Genomic DNA, 16,591 nt, shown 5'->3' with positions numbered 1-16,591 from the left:
AATGAAATGAAAACTACCATCCAGATCGGCATATCCATTCTCTTCCTGGCCACGACCGTCAGTTGCAGAGAGGAAAAAAAGAAGGCGGAACCCACGGACAACACCATTCCGGTAAAAATCATCAGCTCGTCGGCATTGAGCCAGGCGCAGGCTGTGGAAACTTCTGGCTTGTTGGGTTCTGACAACGAGGCAAGATTATCTTTCAAAGTCGGAGGGATTATCAAGGATATTTACGTAAAAGAGGGAGATAGGGTGCGTAAAGGACAGCTTCTGGCCACCCTTAACACCACCGAGATCGCTGCTCAAATGGGCCAGGCCGAAGAGAATTTCCTGAAAGCCAAGCGCGATGCACAGCGCGTACAGAACCTCTACCGGGACAGCGTGGCTACCAAAGAGCAAGTCGAAAACACCCAGACAGCGCTGAACCTGGCCGAAAGACAAGTCGATATTGCAAAATTCAATCTTTCGCAGTCCAAGATCATTTCAACCACCGATGGCGTGGTGATTAAGAAATTGCAGAATGCCGGGGAACAGGTTTCCGGGGGGGCGGCTGTTTTGTTTGTGAGCGGTACCGGCAGCCGCGATTGGGTGATCAAATGCGGGCTTACTGATAAGGATTGGGCGCGGCTAAAAGGCGGTGAAAAGGCAGAAATCACTTTTGATGCCTATCCCCAGACATTCACCGGCAGCGTAAAAACACTAGCGCAGGGCAGCGACGCGGTTTCGGGGCTTTATCAGGCTGAGATCCGTCTGGATAAGGAAGGTGCCAAACTGGCAAACGGGCTCTTTGCGAAGGTGAGTATTTACCCGAAAGAGAAAACTAACATGATCTCTATCCCTGTTGATGCATTGATCGAAGGGGAAAACGACAGTGCATTTGTGTTCGTTGCGCAGCAGGGCAGGGCAGTCAGGAAAGCTGTGAAGATCTCGTATCTGGAAGGCGACAAGGCTTATATCCTTTCGGGGATAGACAACGGTGCAAAGGTGATCCGGGAGGGTTCCGCGTATCTGGCAGACGGATCGGCGATCAAAATCATTCAGTAATTATTCAACGCACGAAATCATGAAATTACCTGAATTCGCAGTCAAAAATTACCAGTTTACGCTGGTCGTCTTCCTGGCCGTGCTTGCATTAGGCATCTATTCCCTGTTTACAATGCCCCGTAGCGAGGACCCCGACATTCATCCCCCGCAATTTACCGTCATTGTGATCTATCCGGGAACAAGTCCGAAAGATATGGAGCAACTGGTGGTGGACCCCATGGAGAAAAAGATGAACGAGCTGGACGATATGAAACACCTCATCACAGACATTCGTGATGGCCTGGCGGTGATGCAGATCCAATACAAGTACAGCTCCGACCCCGACGATAAGTACCAGGAAGTGGTACGTGAGATCAACAGTCTGCGTTCCCAGCTTCCGGCTGACATCGCCGACATCCGTATCAACAAACAGATCCCATCCGATGTGAGCATTTATCAATATGCATTGATCAGCGAAAATGCCACTTATGCACAATTGAAAAAGTATTCCAAGGCTTTTAAAGAACAGCTGGAAAAAGTCAAAACCCTGAAAAAAGTTGAGTATTCAGGTATCCCGGAAAGGCAGGTTAAAGTGAACCTGAACCTGCAGAAAATAGCCCAGCAAAAGCTGACACAGGATCAGGTGATTCGTGCATTACAGAGCGAAAACGTGAATATTCCCGGCGGAAGCATCAGCATGGCTACTAAAAAGCTGAATATCAAAACCAGCGGGAACTACCGTACACTAGACGAGGTCTCCAATACCATCGTGTCGACCTCCGGCGGCAAAGTCGTGTACCTCAAGGACGTGGCTGATGTGAAGCTGGGCTATGAAGATGAAACACACATCACCAGGCTGAACGGTTACCGTTGCAGCTTTGTGAATGTAAGCCAGAAAGAAGGCGAAAACATCATTGCGGTGCAGGGCCAGGTAGATCCGATTGTCGAGAAATTCAAAAAAGAGTTGCCTTCCAATATTGAACTGGTGAAAATTTTTGACCAGGCCAAAAGCGTCGATACCCGGTTATCGCATTTTGCGAGGGATTTTGGAATCGCGATTTTATTGGTTTTGCTGACACTTCTGCCCCTGGGCACACGCGCATCGGTCGTGGTCATGATCTCCATTCCATTATCTCTTGCCATTGGTCTGACACTCATGAACCTTTTTGGGTACAATATCAATCAGCTTAGCATTGTGGGGATGATTGTTGCATTAGGTATCCTGGTCGACGACAGTATTGTAGTCGTTGAGAACATTGAGCGTTACCTGAGGATGGGTTATGGCCGCATTGAGGCTTCGATCAAAGCTTCGTCCCAAATCGGGCTCGCCGTGGTGGGCTGCACGATCCTGCTGATCTTTGCTTTTCTGCCCTTGGTTTTTTTGCCCGAAGGCGCAGGTGATTTTATCCGCAGCTTACCCCTTTCAGTCATCACCACGGTGTTTGCCTCCATGCTGGTTTCGCTCACGGTTGTGCCATTTCTCTCCAGCGTCATTTTGAAGCCCCATATGAGCGAAGAAGGGAATTTCCTGCTGAGGGGAATGAAGAAAATCATCCACACCACTTATGGAAGCCTGCTCGATAAAGCGCTGAAAAGGCCGGTGGTGACTTTGCTGGTTGCCGCACTGATATTCGGCGGCTCACTGGCACTGGTCCCGTTGATTGGAAACAGTCTTTTCCCGAAATCGGAAAAGCCGATGTTCCTGGTGGACATCGAAACGCCGCAGGGAACAAACCTGAAAAAAACCAATCAGGTCGCCAGGTATGTAGAGGGTGTATTGAAACAGGAACCATTGATCACCTCTTTCTCGACCAATGTGGGAAAAGGAAATCCCAGGATTTACTACAATGTCATACAAAGAAATGAAAGTGAAAACTTTGCGGAGATCTTTGTTCAGGTCGAAGGCCTTGAAACAGAAGAGAAGGTGGAGGTAATCGAAAGACTCAGGAAAAAGCTGGAACGTTACCCGGGTGCGGAGATCAAGGTAAAGGATTTTGAACAAGGCCCGTTGATCGAAGCGCCTCTGGCTTATCGTATTTACGGGGAAGACCTGGATGATCTGAGAAAAACAGCTTTCCGTGTGGCCGACCTGCTGGCGAAAACAGAGGGCACTATTTATGTAAATAACCCTTTGCTTGTACAGCCCACAGACCTTCGTGTCAAGGTAAACAAGGAAAAAGCGGGTGCCCTGGGTATTTCATCTGCGGACATCGATCGTACGGTGCGATTGGGCGCTGCCGGATTGAACGTTGCAACTTACCGGGAAGACGTCGGTAAAGCGGATAATTACGACGTGAATGTTTCGGTTGCGAGAAATGCGGCTATTCAGGATTATGGTGTTTTTGACAAATTATATGTTCCCTCGGCGAGTGGCGCAAGTATTCCATTGAAAAATATAGCGACTATTGAAATGGAAAGTTCACCTAACCAAATCCGTCACTACGACAAAGACAGGTACGTCACGGTGTCGGCATTTGTAAAGCCCGACTACAATGTGCAGCGTCTCAACGACCAGATCACCCAAAAGCTGAACAATTTCAAATTTGAAAAAGGACAGACTTTTACGGTTGCAGGTGAAAAAGAAAGCCAGCAGGAAAGCTTCGGCGGATTGGGGTTGATTATACTAGTCACGATATTCGGTTTTCTCGGTGTCCTGATCCTGGAATTCAAAACCTTCAAAAGTATTCTGATCGTCCTATCTGTGATCCCGCTGGGCATTGTGGGCGGGTTGGCGATGCTTTATCTGACAGGTGAAACACTTTCATTTACCGCGACGATCGGTTTCATTGCATTGGTCGGTATCGAGGTAAAAAATTCACTTCTGGTGGTCGATTTTACCAATCAGCTGCGCGAGCAGGGCAAAGGAATCGAGGAGGCGATCATAGAAGCGGGTGAAATCAGGTTTGTGCCGATTTTACTGACGTCGCTGACGGCGATAGGAGGGTTACTCCCTCTGGTCATCGAATACAGCGCTTTGTATTCTCCACTGGCCCTGGTGCTCATTGGCGGTCTGATCAGTTCGACGTTGCTTTCCAGGCTGGTTACTCCGGTGATGTACAAGCTCCTGCCGCCTGCAGTCGAGACAAAGGCAGTGGCAGACGAAGTGGCGGAGCTACAGTATTGATTATCGCTGACAGGAGAAGGCTTATAGCCAGAGGCGCGATGATATCACAGTCCAGGTTGAAAATCTGCCGAACTGTGATACCTGTCGAGCCTCTGGCTTTTTTAATTCAGGCCCTATAATTCAATGACTTGATTATCGCCAGCGATCTGACGGGATACGTGGTGGAGCGCCTTTCCAAGACCTGAAGCAAAACGGGTATTCAATTCTTCGCTGGTGGCCGGGCATTCCATCACAAGCTTGTGGGCCATTTCGTCGTATCGCCATTTCGTGCTCACCGGGTATGCCGGAACCGTTTCTTCACTGGCCCTATGAGAGGACTGACGTGGTGCTTTGTAAAATTTGCTGCCGGCATAAAGGAGAGTAAGCGTGAGTAGAGCGAAAACAGGAATGGCTGTTCGATTTTGTTTTAGAGGTTTGAAGAACATGGCTAACGATGATGAGATTAGGTAATATCATAACGGTGACAAATTTCAAACCCAGACCGTTGAAATACAACCTCAAATATTTGAGTTGAGTATTTTGTTATTTGAAACGTGATATTATGCCAGTGAAACAGGTCAGCTATCCCATTTTGGTGAGGAAGGCCTTGATGTTATCGCGATAGCCCCGGGTCCATTTAACCTTTTCGCCGGTCGAAAGGTGGATGATGTATTCACCATTGAAGTAGGTTTCCAACTCAGTTATATAATTCATATTTACAATGCTGGAACGCCCTACACGGATCATGATTGCCGGGTCAAGGCGGCTTTCCAGGCTGCTAAGGCTCTCATAAATGGTGTACGTTTTTTGTTTAGTATAAACCGAAATATAGTTGCCGTCCGCTGAGAAATGGCTGACATCGTCTGTTTTGACCAGGTACATTTTTCCTGCTTCTTTGACGAGGATCCGGTGCAAATAGTTTTCTTCTTTCTGGTGGGCCTCTTTCAGCAGGTTATTGACCAAATCTTGAATCCTGGGCTGGGATTGTTGGCTTAACCGTTCTTTCAGTCTTCCAAGTGATTGATGGAAACGGATTTCGTCGAAAGGTTTGAGCAGGTAATCGATTGCGTTTACTTCAAAAGCGCGTAATGCATACTGGTCGAATGCAGTTGTGAATACAACAAACGGCTGATGGTAGGGCCATACTTCCTTCAGTACCTCGAACCCATCGAGCTCCGGCATTTGAATGTCCAGGAAGATGATATCCGGCCTGTGCTGCAATATTTTGACAACGGCTTCCGATCCATTGGCGGCTTCGTCCACGATGTCGATAGAATGATCGTGTCTCAGAAACGTGCGGATGACATCCCGTGCCAGCATTTCGTCGTCAATGACCAGACAGCAATGTTTCATAAGGTTTGGCATTTTTATTTTTTTGGCTGCCCTCCAAAATTTAAAGTTACAATGGTCCCTCCCTGGGCCGGCTGTTCGAAATGCAGAACTGCCCGTTCACCATAGGCTTGTCTGAGTCTTTGGCTTGTGTTTTTCAACCCCAATCCCATCCCACGCGACTGCCTGCGCTGATTAACACCCAAGCCATTGTCTATCACCCTGATTTCCAGCCCCGAGGAACTCATGGTGCTCGTGATCCTGATCAGCGCATTAGTGGTCAGGTCGGAGATGCCATGGGTAATTGAATTTTCGACCAAAGGCTGCAAGATGAGCTGCGGTACCGGATAGAGTTCGGATGCCGGATCGATCTGGTACTCAACTTTAAGCTTATCCTGAAAACGGACCTGCTGAATGTCCAGGTATTGCCTGGTCAGTTTCAGCTCTTCCTGCAATGGAATGAAGTCGGCCTTCTGGTTCACCAGCACGGCCCTCAGCAGGTCACTCAGGGTGGTGATCATGACAGTAGCCTTCCGGATGTCGTTTTTCAGGATCAAGCTCACGACTGCGTGCAGGGTATTGAAAAGAAAATGTGGGTTAAGCTGCATTTTCAAGGATTGAAGCTGTGCGTTGGCCAACTGGCCGCGCAGCTGTTCGTTGCTCAGCTCGGTTTCGAAGTGCTGTTGTTTCAATGCCTGATAGCGGTATATGTACGAAACTTTGTTAAAGCCTACCACCAGCAGCATGTACTGTGCATAGCTTCCCGTAAAACCAAAATAGAAAGAAAAAAGATAGCTCTCGAGTGGGATAGATCGGCCAATGGCCCAGAACATCAGCGGATTGGTAATGTAATAGTGAACAGAATTGATAAAAATGTTCAGGAACGTAACAATGAGCAAATGGTAAAGGACAGGCTTCATCAATGAAGTGGTGCGCAGTCTGAAAACAACGGGAATTTTAAGCGAAGCATACAGGATCAGCGGTGTAGTAGACCACCAGAAAAGCCCGTCCAGCAGCCAGATGAACGTTTCGTGGTAGCGCATGACATAACCTTCGCGCAGGAGCCACAGCATAGTGAGCTGCCAAAGCGTAATGATGGCGAAGATACCCCAATAGCAAAATGAGTAGCGCCAGAATTCCTTTTCCGAAAGCGGCAGCTTAGACTGGTCTAAAAGTCGTCTCAGGAAGTTCATGGAGCGCTTGTAGGGAAAAACGTTCTTGCTATTTGGATGATATAAAACTAGTGCGCTTTGGCCGCAATCCCAGGCAGGCTAGTATGAAACGTTGTGATGGTTATCCGGAATAGCTGCTTAGCTTTCGAAGTGATTTGTTCAAGGTAAAGGAAGTATCTGCCTATTCGAGGAAAATGTAAAGATTAAGTGAAATAAAACTTTCTCGTTTGGTGGGTTACATTCTTATCAGCAAGACGCTTTTAGTGCGTTGGGCAATACCAGCGAACCGTCGGATTTCAAAAAAGAAAATTTCGGGGGTCTGACCGATCATTTCATGAACGAAAATATATACCTTATAGCCATTCTAAAATTGTCTGAGGCTCCCAGGAAAAATGGTAGCGAGGAGGTTGGGCTGGTTATCTGTAGGTGAATGCAGTGCCGGGTAACGACATGGCTGTCAATGAAAAGAGGCGGCCAGGAACCGATTACGAACAATCGAACTGGCAGGTGAGAAATTCGGCGGACAATGGTAAAGCCATGAAGGTAGCACAACTCCATACCCCCTGACAAACCGTCCGGGGCTTTACACAATGTTAAGCAGGCGGAAAGTGAAAAAAACATCTCTGAAGGATATCGCCCAGATAGCAGGAGTATCTACCGCACTGGTAAGCTACGTGTTGAACGGCAAGGAAAAGGAAACCCGGGTTGGTGAAGCGATCGCAAAAAAAATCAGAGAAATAGCCAGAGAGCTAAACTACCAGCCCAACCACCTGGCTAAAAGTCTCCGGAGCGGTAGAACATTCACGATAGGGTTGGTTATCGCCGATATATCCAATCCGTTTTTTGCAAACATAGCGCGGGTGGTGGAAGACGAGGCAAAGCGAAACGGCTACACGGTGATTATTGGAAGTTGCGACGAAAGTGCTGATAAATCCTGGGACCTCCTGAATGTCCTGATCAACCGCCAGGTGGACGGTTTTATCATTGTTTCCTCCGAAGGTTCCGAAAATCAGGTCATTTACCTTAAAGAAAGAAATATTCCGTTCGTGCTGCTGGACAGGCATTTTCCGGACATACAGACGGATTTCGTGGCGACGAACAATTACAAGGCATCGTACGATGCCGGGCTCCATCTGATCCGTGGAGGTTACAAACGGATTGCGTTGATGGCGTATAAGTCCACCATGTACCATATGGAGGAGCGTATACGTGGTTACAAGCACGCACTGACGGACAGCGGCATTGTATTTGATCCTAACTGGCTGAAGGAAGTCCGGTTTGAGACCATGGACAAAGAAGTGAAAACCGCAATCGATGAGATACGGGCGCCGGAACAGAAAGTGGATGCGATCATTTTCGCCACATACGGTCTGGCGATCAACGGTTTGAGATACATTAATGAATTACGCCTCAAGGTACCTTCCGACCTCGCGATTGTCAGTTTTGGACAGGCGGAAGTATTTGACCTGTACTATTGTCCGATTACTTACATGCGTCAGCCATTGGAAATGCTTGGGAAAACAGCCGTTGAATACTTGATAAAAAGGCTCAAAAACCCCACTGAAGGGATGAAGCAAATCTTAATGGAAGCCAAGCTCATAGCCAGGGATTCGTCGATGGCCAAGACGCAGCGGCTGGAAAAATAATTTGCTAAAAAAATGCTTAATCGATTAAAGTATAAATCGATGTAGAGAGATTTTGGTTAAGATACTCGCTCACTTATTTAGAATGTCCCCCAAGAACTACCCATTCATATGGAAAGAAGGAACTTTATCAAATCGGCTTTACTGGGAACTACCGCAATTGCTGCAGGTTTCCCTTTCCGGCAATTGGAAGCGGCTTCAAAAATGAAAATCACCAAAATACGCTACTATGCTGCGCCTGGATATAATAAACCACTGTTCAATCAGGCCAGGGGTATTGTAGAGATTGAAACAGACGGAGGGATCATTGGGATTGGCGAAGGCGGCTCGATAGATATGATCGAACAATGTGCCCAGATGATGATCGGTGAAGACCCATTTCGCATTGAGCACATTTGGCAGAATGTGTACCGGGGCATGTTTTATCCGCCGGGACGTGAAAAGCTGCATGCACTGGGCGCCTTGGAAATGGCTTTGTGGGACATCAAGGGCAAAGCCCTGAATGTTCCGGTGTATGAACTCCTGGGCGGTGCAACCCGCGATTATGTGGAATGTTATGCGACCGGGTTCAGGGCCAGTAAAGCCAAAACCGAAGAGGAACGTGCCCGCGATTGTATGGAGGCAGGGTTAAGGTGTTACCGTATCGGCCCGACAGGTGGCAGCGGCGAGGAACCGTTTGATTTTTACGAGAATGTGAAGAAGACCGTGGAGTTTTGTAAAAGGATCGACCAGGCGGTAGGCGGCGGAGGAAAATGGGCGATCGACTTGCATACCCGCTTTGATTTAACGGACGGGATAAAGATCTGCTCCGCACTGGAAACATTAGAGCCGTACTTTGTGGAAGATATCATTCGGTCCGAGAACCCTTCTGTTTACCAGACGGTGCGTTCTATGACCAAAGTACCTATCGCGGTTGGAGAGCAATTTGGCGACCGCCGGGATGCCAATGAGTTTATCGAAAAGCGTTGGATCGATTACACACGTTTCACATTGCCAAATACAGGCGGGATAGGCGAATTTAAAAAGCTGGCTTCCATCTGCGAAACGCACTACGTGGGCATGATACCGCATTTTACGGGTCCGTTGTCTACCGCAGCACTGGTACATGTGCTCGGATCGAGCAGCCCGGCGCGGGCTATGATGGAGCTGGGCGGAGGAGAACCGGAACGCCCGCCTTATTTCAATGAAGATTTTATCAATTTCAAGAATGGAAAGCTGTACTTGAACGACGCTCCGGGCCTCGGGGTGAAATTCGATCCCAAGAAAGCTACGTTTGTGATGGAGATCAAAGAAAAAACAAAATTCCCGCATCCTATCCTGAAAGCGCCCGACGGATCCATTCATAACTGGTAGGTCCAGCACCATTTTCCTGTTCCTGGATTTAGGCAAATCTGAAAATGCCTTTCAAACGACAGAAAGATGGGACAATCCTCCAGAGCAACCCAGTTTTCATCTGAACTCGTGGAAGAGCAGTAAAACGGCACATTTCCACATATTTGAACATCAAAACCAAACACTGAATAAAACGAATGATGAGTAAAGCGAAATTTTCGGAAGCACTTTTTAAAAAGGCGCCTTTGGTGGGTATTATAAGGAACGTGACCTTAGACGACGTCAAACAAATCCTTCCGATTTTCCGGGAGTCGGGCCTCACTACAGTGGAAATCACCATGAACACCGCTGGTGCTACTGAAATAATCCGTTACGCCATTGAGAACGAAAGCGAAGGCCTGAACATCGGGGCAGGGACCGTTTGTACAAAGGACGATCTGGATGCTGCGCTGGAGGCCGGTGCGCAATTCATTGTGACGCCGGTGGTCGCTAAAGAAGTCATTAAGGCCTGTGTGAAGAAAAATATTCCGATTTTTCCCGGCGCGTTCACGCCCACTGAGATTTACAATGCCTGGACAATGGGTGCAACCATGGTAAAGATTTATCCGGCGACCTCGCTTGGCCCAGCATATATTAAAGACTTAAAAGCACCCATGAACCAGCTGAAACTGCTTCCGACCGGTGGGGTAGGCCTCGAGAACATGTCAGCTTTTCTGCGGGCGGGCGCAGACGGGCTGGGTATTGGCGGGCAACTTTTTGACAAGCAATTAATCCAGGATAAGGACTGGGAGGGCCTGAAAAACCATTTCCTGCAATTCGTTCAAAAACTTTCTTAGGCAGCATGGGCAAGACAAAAAATTACCGTTGGATTATCGTTCTTCTGCTGTTTGCCGCCACTACCATTAATTACCTCGACCGCCAGATCATAGGCTTGCTGAAGCCTATCCTTGAGAAAGAGTTTACCTGGACGGAAACGGATTTTGCGCGTATTGTCATGGCTTTTACTGCGGCTTATGCGCTGGGGCTTCTGGTTTTTGGGTGGCTGATTGACAAGATTGGCACGAAAGCGGGCTATTCGTTTACCATTGTGTTCTGGAGTGTGGCCGGAATGCTGCATGCGATTGCCAGAAGTGCTTTTGGATTTGGACTGGCGAGGGTGGGCCTCGGGTTGGGGGAGGCCGGTAACTATCCTGCCGCAGTGAAGACCGTGGCAGAATGGTTTCCGAAAAAAGAACGTGCCCTCGCAACTGGCCTGTTTAACGCGGGTACGAGCATTGGAGTAGTCGTCGCGCTGATCCTCGTCCCCTGGATTCTTGTCAGTTATGGCTGGCAGGAAGTCTTTTGGATAACGGGTGCCCTGGGTTTTGTTTGGCTTATTTTCTGGGTCGTGTTTTATGACGTTCCCGCAAAGCAAAAGCGGCTGAGTAAGGAAGAACTGCATTACATTACAAGCGGTCAGGATCAGGACGAAAACGACGCCGAAAAGCAGCCTGTGCAATGGATCAAGCTTTTTACATTTCCGCAGACGTGGGCTTACATTACTGGAAAGGGCCTTATTGATCCCATTTATTGGTTCTTTCTATTTTGGCTGCCTTCCTATTTTGCTTCCACGTTTCATCTTGACCTCAAAAAGCCAAGTCTGGAATTAATGCTGATTTACACGGCTACGACACTAGGGAGCATCGGCGGGGGGTACCTTTCGTCTTGGTTAATAAAAAAGGGCTGGCCGACTCTGAAGGCAAGAAAGTCGGTATTACTGGCTTTCGCATCCCTGGAATTGTCTGTCATCCTGATCCAGTTCGCCGGGGATGTTTGGATCGCCGTAGGGCTGATTAGTTTTGCGGTGGCGTTGCACCAGGCCTGGGCTACCAATGTGTTTACTTTGCCTTCGGATTTATTTCCCAAGCAAGCCGTAAGTTCCGTGGTAGGTATTGGGGGAATGGCCGGGGCAGTAGGAGGGATCCTCTTCCCGATCCTGATCGGAAGCCTGCTGGATACTTACAAAGCAGCCGGAAATCTGGAAGGAGGGTATAATATCATTTTCACGATTTGCGGATGCACCTATCTGGTTGCGTGGCTGATCATCCATTTGCTGACCAAAACCCAGAAAGTTGTGGAGCTGGATGAGCTGCGTTAAAAGATTTCTCCATTCATCTCTTCCTTCAAGTGAAGGAAACAATGTTTTACTAATATGAATACCTTGGTCAGAACCGACTCTGAAAATCCTGATTTTGTCTCCCTGGTAAGCGCACTGGACGCTTATCTGGCCATTACTGATGGGGCTGAACATGCTTTTTATTCCCAATATAATAAGATCGACAAGATCAAACATGTTGTGGTTTTTTACAAGGATGGAAAACCAATTGGATGTGGCGCACTGAAACCTTTCGGGGATGATGCAATGGAGGTGAAGCGCATGTTTGTGTCGGCCGAAGGGAGGAACAAAGGAGTAGCTTCGAAAATGTTGAAGGAACTTGAAACCTGGGCCGTTGAATTGGGTGCTAAACGTTGTGTATTGGAAACGGGAAGCCGGCAAACCGAGGCAGTAGCCCTCTACCATAAAAATGGCTATTCGGTAACCCCGAATTATGGACAATACATCGGAGTTGAGAACAGTGTTTGCTTTGAAAAGAAATTGCTTTAGAAAAAATGGAGATACCCCTTTATTTTTTCCGGATTGAAACAACTTTCAAAAATGGTGGAATGGCTACCAGACTCTCGCCTGTGTAGCACGTCGATTTCAGTTCACCGGTGACGATATAGTCGCGACTGGTCATCGCTTTGCTTTTCTGCCAGGCTGAGTCGGCCTCACAGGCATAAGCCCATGTTTTGCTTGTTGTATCGCTGGTTTCGAACAAAACAAAGCCACCGTTTCCTACGTAACTCGCAGCTACCTCCCTGATTTGTCTAAATGACTTTCCTCCACAGCCACAATCCGCCACCGGTTCCTTTTGCTGACAGGACAATGTCGCTAGATAGGCCGTCCACACCAAATTGCGAGATAGATTTTTAAGAGTGGCCATAGCTACGCGGAAAGTTTAATTGCTTAATAAAACCTTTTAATAATTAAGAATGTCCACTGGGTCATTATTTTCTCATGCAAATATTGCTAAGACAATATTTGCATGGCTCATAATTAACATTTTCGCGGCTTGTGAGGACAGTTAATAATCCCTATCGGAAACTACCATAAGATTCCCGGATTGAAATATGAGCACGCATTAAACCATACCATTTCTTTAATATGTTTGTCAGAATTTTTAAGATGCGGATCATGCCGCCGCTGTTTTACTGTTTTGCGTTGACGAGCTCATTGGCGCAAGTAGGGGTAGGTACAATCAGCCCTACTGAAAAATTGCATGTTGAAAATGGTTCCATTCTTGGGACTTCCTTGCTGATAGCACCCACCTTAACCAATGATCCTTACTATATTCAGGACAAGCCATTGAGTTTTTACGTGAAATGGATTTCGCAACGGTGTGCTTTCAGGTCTATTGGTGGACGTAACTCCGTAATGGACCAGTATGTTGCTACTCCGTCCCTGATGGGATACTATTCATTTGGCTCCGGTTATCAGGTCGTTGCCCTTGGTACGGCTTCGACGGCGATTGGAGAAAAGACAGTGGCAAGCGGTGAAGCTTCCCTGGCTGCCGGTGTGGAATCCCAGGCGCTTGGCTATGCTTCTTTTGCACAAGGAAAGTCCAGTCAGGCCACTGGTGATAACTCTGTTGCAATTGGATATGGAAACAACTCTGGTGCAAACAACTCTGTGGTAATCGGCACGAATTCAGTAAGTAATAAAAAAGGAGCGTTTGCATTCGGTGATCAGGTTTCGGGTGGAGCAGACAATTCAATGACCATGCGTTTCACAGGTGGATATTCTTTATTCACTTCCAATTCCCTTAATGGCGTGAGTCTTTCGCCGGGTGGCAATTCCTGGAACATTATATCTGACCGAAACAAAAAAGAAAATTTCAGAAAGGTTGACGGGGAAGAATTTTTAAGAAAAATAAGTGCATTTGAGCTGACCTCGTGGAATTACAAGGATCAGGATTCTTCTCTATTTCGTCATTACGGCCCCATGGCGCAGGATTTTCATCACGCATTTGGGAAAGATGGTGTCGGAACTATTGGTAATGATACAACTATTAATCAGGCAGACTTCGACGGTATCAATTTTATTGCGATTCAAGCACTGGTTAAGAGAACGGATGAACTATCCCGGTTGAATGAAATGCTTGTGAAGCAAATTGCACAGTTGAAATCGGAACTGGGCCAATCTGCACCGCGATTGTTGAATAGAAAAAGAAAAACCTACTTCTTGACAAATGCGGATAAGTATTAAAAATACTCAGGAAGCCGACGGGAAGAAAAGGGAGCATTCACCACAAACAATACTATTCACTCGGGTCATGAAAAGATATCCGGTACTATTGCTGTTATTTTCTGCGCTTTTCGGACCACAGAAGGCTACGGCACAATTTAAAACTGGGGATATTTTTTATATAAATGGATCGACCACTGTTTATATTGATGGATTGGTAATAAACCCCGCGAACAACACAACAGAGCTCAGTAATAAATTGATGACGGTTTCGCCGGATCCTATACAGGGTTCTCCTCTGAGCAGTATCAAAAGAGTTTACACCTTCAATGAGCCGATCAATATATTTGGTAAAATAGGGGTTGTATATCACCCTTCGGAGTTGAATGGTAATAATGAAGCAACTTTGCAACTAGCCTATTTTAACAAGGATGCGCACTATGTGACCACAACAGGAAGCGAGGTTGATCCTGCCAACCACTTTGTGTCACTGTTCTTCCCGCTCATTTATACTCAGGATATGCTTAAAGTGACTGCCACCAGTATCGAGAATACCTTACCGGTAACCCTTGTGGCGTTTTCGGTAGAGCAAGTGGAGCTGAGTGCAAATTTGACCTGGATGACTTCATCTGAAATTAACAGTGATTTCTTTGAAATACAGCATAGCACAGACGCAAAGAATTGGCTTTCCATCGGCAAGATAAAGTCAGCCGGACAAAGCAGCTCTCTAAATACATATCACTTCGAACATACGCATCCGGCTCAAGGAAGTAATTTTTACAGGATTAGGCTGGTTGATTCGGACAATACATTTACATATAGCAGGATTATTTCAGTTGATTTTCAATCACCAGACGATTTTGTGTCTTATCCTAATCCTGTAATTGATAAGGTGTCGATTAAGAATGCTGATTGGGAGCAGGTAAAAACAATCGGCGTTTACAACACGGCCGGTCAGATGGTCATTGTGCCTCCGTTCATTCAGTATTCCACAGAATTAAGGGAATTTGACCTTGGGGGGCTCCCGGCTGATATCTATCTCATCAAAATGGTATTTAGAAACGGGATGACAAAAACTTGTAGCATCGTCAAAAAGTAGCCGTTTATTCCACTTCTCTTAAGGAACAAAATATCCTTATTTATCGCTATTTTGGGTATTCATTCATCCGACTCACCAAAAAGCAGCGACGACATGGAGAATATTTTCCTTCCTGAAACAACACAAGCGTTAATCAGCAGAATTGAACATTTGAATCCCGCAACCAGGCCTCTTTGGGGCAAAATGAGTGCCCCGCAAATGCTCGCGCACCTGAATGTGGCTTACGAGATGGCCTTTGAGGATAAGCACAAAAAGCCGAATGCTTTCATGAGGTTTATTTTGAAATTGTTTGTTAAAGATACCGTATGTGGCGACAAGCCTTATAAAAAAAACTCTCAAACTGCCCCTGCTTTTCTAATTACTACTGAAAGGGATTTTGAAACAGAAAAAAAACGCCTGATCGGTTATTTGAATAAAACCGTTGAACTGGGAGCAGACCATTTTGACGGCAAAGAATCGCTTTCGTTCGGTAAATTGACAAGGGATGAGTGGAACGTAATGTTCTATAAGCATCTGGAACATCACCTCGCACAGTTCGGGGTTTAATTAACGATCAATATTCAAAGCTTAAACTATACACATAGGGCAAGTAAATGGGATCAACCACACTGACCTTTACTTTCGAGGGGTACCCGTTGGGTAGGTATTCGTATTCATAATAAGTCGTATTCAGCGGTCCGTTAGGCCCCATCGTTGTTTTCTTTGTAATGTTGTTCACACTTAAAGAACTGACAGAGATATCCCCGTTCCAGTCCATACCCAGTTTGAAAAAAGGATTAGGGTTTGCATCGTAGGAATATTCCACACGTTCGACAGCAGTGGGGTCATGCATATCTTTCAGTCTTGTTTCTGTTATGTTGTGCTGCGCATTCCGGATATAGCTGATCTTGTACGAGAGCGCGTTTGGGTCATTTTGTACAACTTCTTGCCGCGATATAAAACCTTCTTTGTCAAAAGCGAACGTCCTGTAAAACTTTACATTATCCCCAAATTTTTCGTCGGTCACAAAGCGGAGAGAATCATTTCTAGGGGCCGTAAAGCTCAGAGAAAAAAATGGCTTGAGCGGAGAAGTCAGCGAATCATACGTGGAAACGACTTCGTAGGACTCATTAAAATTATTGCTTCTTTTGAAAATACCACTTTGGTAGAGTATAACCCAGGTTTTGTCGTACCTGTTCTGCTGACTAAGAAAGTCACCATCGTAGGTGTATTCCACACTCATGATGTTATCCAGAGTGATTTTTTTTAGTTTAACGTCAACGGTAGTGGCTCCAAAGGGGGCCTGATGTTTTGCAAGCACCAATGGGTCCGGGGAAGGTGCAGGGCTATTGTCCTTTTCACAGGATACGATGGTGAGGAAAGTAAAGAGGCAGAGTAGTTTTTTCACATCAGGTTTCGGTTAGAGGTAACAGTAAGCAAGATAGAAATATAAAATTGATATACAAAAGGTTACATGAGCGTTATCCCCAGAGTTATGATTTACTGGATTGTTTCTGACACCTATAACAAAACTTAAATGAATTGGGGGAATTCACCCACGTCCATGAAAGTCGTTTAAATAGAAAC

General features: G+C 46.5%; 15 protein-coding genes. 10 read left to right on the top strand and 5 right to left on the bottom strand.

Going from position 1 to position 16,591, the window contains the following annotated elements; genetic code table 11:
- Positions 1–6 precede the first annotated feature (6 nt).
- Both AC1XUF_RS31095 and AC1XUF_RS31090 read left to right on the top strand, forming a co-directional pair.
- Entirely contained in the window at positions 7–1,044 is a 1,038-nt protein-coding gene (locus AC1XUF_RS31095; protein WP_483345779.1) for an efflux RND transporter periplasmic adaptor subunit, read from the top strand.
- A gap of 19 nt (positions 1,045–1,063) precedes the next feature.
- Entirely contained in the window at positions 1,064–4,147 is a 3,084-nt protein-coding gene (locus AC1XUF_RS31090) for an efflux RND transporter permease subunit (protein ID WP_483345778.1), read from the top strand.
- 113 nt (positions 4,148–4,260) lie between these two features.
- On the opposite strand, the gene AC1XUF_RS31085 is transcribed toward AC1XUF_RS31090, so the two are convergent.
- From AC1XUF_RS31085 to AC1XUF_RS31075, 3 genes are all read right to left on the bottom strand, one after another.
- A complete protein-coding gene (locus AC1XUF_RS31085) occupies positions 4,261–4,572 on the bottom strand; it encodes a hypothetical protein (protein WP_483345777.1) in 312 nt (103 codons plus the stop codon).
- 136 nt (positions 4,573–4,708) lie between these two features.
- Complete coding sequence (locus tag AC1XUF_RS31080; protein WP_483345776.1) at positions 4,709–5,479, bottom strand: LytR/AlgR family response regulator transcription factor; 771 nt, start codon at positions 5,477–5,479, stop codon at positions 4,709–4,711.
- 14 nt (positions 5,480–5,493) lie between these two features.
- A complete protein-coding gene (locus AC1XUF_RS31075; protein WP_483345775.1) occupies positions 5,494–6,648 on the bottom strand; it encodes a sensor histidine kinase in 1,155 nt (384 codons plus the stop codon).
- Positions 6,649–7,235: 587 nt separating this feature from the next.
- Between AC1XUF_RS31075 and AC1XUF_RS31070 the strand changes: the two genes are divergently transcribed.
- The 5 genes from AC1XUF_RS31070 to AC1XUF_RS31050 all read left to right on the top strand — a co-directional run bounded on the left by AC1XUF_RS31070 (position 7,236) and on the right by AC1XUF_RS31050 (position 12,246).
- Positions 7,236–8,273 carry a LacI family DNA-binding transcriptional regulator gene (locus tag AC1XUF_RS31070; RefSeq protein ID WP_483345774.1) on the top strand — a complete coding sequence of 346 codons (1,038 nt, stop codon included), beginning with the start codon at positions 7,236–7,238 and terminating at the stop codon, positions 8,271–8,273.
- Between the two features lie 108 nt (positions 8,274–8,381).
- Positions 8,382–9,623, top strand: a complete 1,242-nt coding sequence (locus AC1XUF_RS31065) for a mandelate racemase/muconate lactonizing enzyme family protein (RefSeq protein WP_483345773.1) — start codon at positions 8,382–8,384, stop codon at positions 9,621–9,623.
- A 179-nt stretch (positions 9,624–9,802) separates the two neighbouring features.
- Complete coding sequence (locus AC1XUF_RS31060) at positions 9,803–10,438, top strand: bifunctional 4-hydroxy-2-oxoglutarate aldolase/2-dehydro-3-deoxy-phosphogluconate aldolase (protein ID WP_483345834.1); 636 nt, start codon at positions 9,803–9,805, stop codon at positions 10,436–10,438.
- 5 nt (positions 10,439–10,443) lie between these two features.
- Positions 10,444–11,739, top strand: coding sequence for an MFS transporter (locus AC1XUF_RS31055; RefSeq protein WP_483345772.1), 1,296 nt, complete (start codon positions 10,444–10,446; stop codon positions 11,737–11,739).
- Between the two features lie 54 nt (positions 11,740–11,793).
- Positions 11,794–12,246, top strand: a complete 453-nt coding sequence (locus AC1XUF_RS31050) for a GNAT family N-acetyltransferase (RefSeq protein WP_483345771.1) — start codon at positions 11,794–11,796, stop codon at positions 12,244–12,246.
- A 19-nt stretch (positions 12,247–12,265) separates the two neighbouring features.
- On the opposite strand, the gene AC1XUF_RS31045 is transcribed toward AC1XUF_RS31050, so the two are convergent.
- Positions 12,266–12,625 carry a hypothetical protein gene (locus AC1XUF_RS31045; RefSeq protein ID WP_483345770.1) on the bottom strand — a complete coding sequence of 120 codons (360 nt, stop codon included), beginning with the start codon at positions 12,623–12,625 and terminating at the stop codon, positions 12,266–12,268.
- A gap of 221 nt (positions 12,626–12,846) precedes the next feature.
- On the opposite strand from AC1XUF_RS31045, the gene AC1XUF_RS31040 reads away from it, so the two are divergent.
- From AC1XUF_RS31040 to AC1XUF_RS31030, 3 genes are all read left to right on the top strand, one after another.
- A complete protein-coding gene (locus tag AC1XUF_RS31040; RefSeq protein WP_483345769.1) occupies positions 12,847–13,947 on the top strand; it encodes a tail fiber domain-containing protein in 1,101 nt (366 codons plus the stop codon).
- A gap of 67 nt (positions 13,948–14,014) precedes the next feature.
- Positions 14,015–15,025: a T9SS type A sorting domain-containing protein gene (locus tag AC1XUF_RS31035; protein ID WP_483345768.1), complete on the top strand. Its 1,011-nt coding sequence runs from the start codon at positions 14,015–14,017 to the stop codon at positions 15,023–15,025.
- Positions 15,026–15,118: 93 nt separating this feature from the next.
- Positions 15,119–15,571: a DUF1569 domain-containing protein gene (locus AC1XUF_RS31030; protein ID WP_483345767.1), complete on the top strand. Its 453-nt coding sequence runs from the start codon at positions 15,119–15,121 to the stop codon at positions 15,569–15,571.
- A 7-nt stretch (positions 15,572–15,578) separates the two neighbouring features.
- Here AC1XUF_RS31030 and AC1XUF_RS31025 read toward each other — a convergent pair whose 3' ends face one another.
- On the bottom strand, positions 15,579–16,412 hold the full coding sequence (locus tag AC1XUF_RS31025; protein WP_483345766.1) for a hypothetical protein: 834 nt from the start codon (positions 16,410–16,412) through the stop codon (positions 15,579–15,581).
- Positions 16,413–16,591 lie beyond the last annotated feature (179 nt).

The sequence above is a fragment of the Dyadobacter sp. HNCC25DJ185 genome (assembly GCF_056895195.1).
Note: the sequence above shows the minus strand (reverse complement) of the source record. Positions and strands in the feature narration are given on the sequence as shown.

Bases quoted from the DNA above. Each gene is read 5' to 3' on its own strand.
- AC1XUF_RS31040 (WP_483345769.1), top strand. From the start codon at position 12,847: ATGTTTGTCAGAATTTTTAAGATGCGGATCATGCCGCCGCTGTTTTAC.
- AC1XUF_RS31075 (WP_483345775.1), bottom strand. From the start codon at position 6,648: ATGAACTTCCTGAGACGACTTTTAGACCAGTCTAAGCTGCCGCTTTCG.
- AC1XUF_RS31095 (WP_483345779.1), top strand. From the start codon at position 7: ATGAAAACTACCATCCAGATCGGCATATCCATTCTCTTCCTGGCCACG.
- AC1XUF_RS31050 (WP_483345771.1), top strand. From the start codon at position 11,794: ATGAATACCTTGGTCAGAACCGACTCTGAAAATCCTGATTTTGTCTCC.
- AC1XUF_RS31085 (WP_483345777.1), bottom strand. From the start codon at position 4,572: ATGTTCTTCAAACCTCTAAAACAAAATCGAACAGCCATTCCTGTTTTC.
- AC1XUF_RS31080 (WP_483345776.1), bottom strand. From the start codon at position 5,479: ATGAAACATTGCTGTCTGGTCATTGACGACGAAATGCTGGCACGGGAT.
- AC1XUF_RS31035 (WP_483345768.1), top strand. From the start codon at position 14,015: ATGAAAAGATATCCGGTACTATTGCTGTTATTTTCTGCGCTTTTCGGA.
- AC1XUF_RS31045 (WP_483345770.1), bottom strand. From the start codon at position 12,625: ATGGCCACTCTTAAAAATCTATCTCGCAATTTGGTGTGGACGGCCTAT.
- AC1XUF_RS31065 (WP_483345773.1), top strand. From the start codon at position 8,382: ATGGAAAGAAGGAACTTTATCAAATCGGCTTTACTGGGAACTACCGCA.
- AC1XUF_RS31055 (WP_483345772.1), top strand. From the start codon at position 10,444: ATGGGCAAGACAAAAAATTACCGTTGGATTATCGTTCTTCTGCTGTTT.
- AC1XUF_RS31030 (WP_483345767.1), top strand. From the start codon at position 15,119: ATGGAGAATATTTTCCTTCCTGAAACAACACAAGCGTTAATCAGCAGA.
- AC1XUF_RS31090 (WP_483345778.1), top strand. From the start codon at position 1,064: ATGAAATTACCTGAATTCGCAGTCAAAAATTACCAGTTTACGCTGGTC.
- AC1XUF_RS31060 (WP_483345834.1), top strand. From the start codon at position 9,803: ATGAGTAAAGCGAAATTTTCGGAAGCACTTTTTAAAAAGGCGCCTTTG.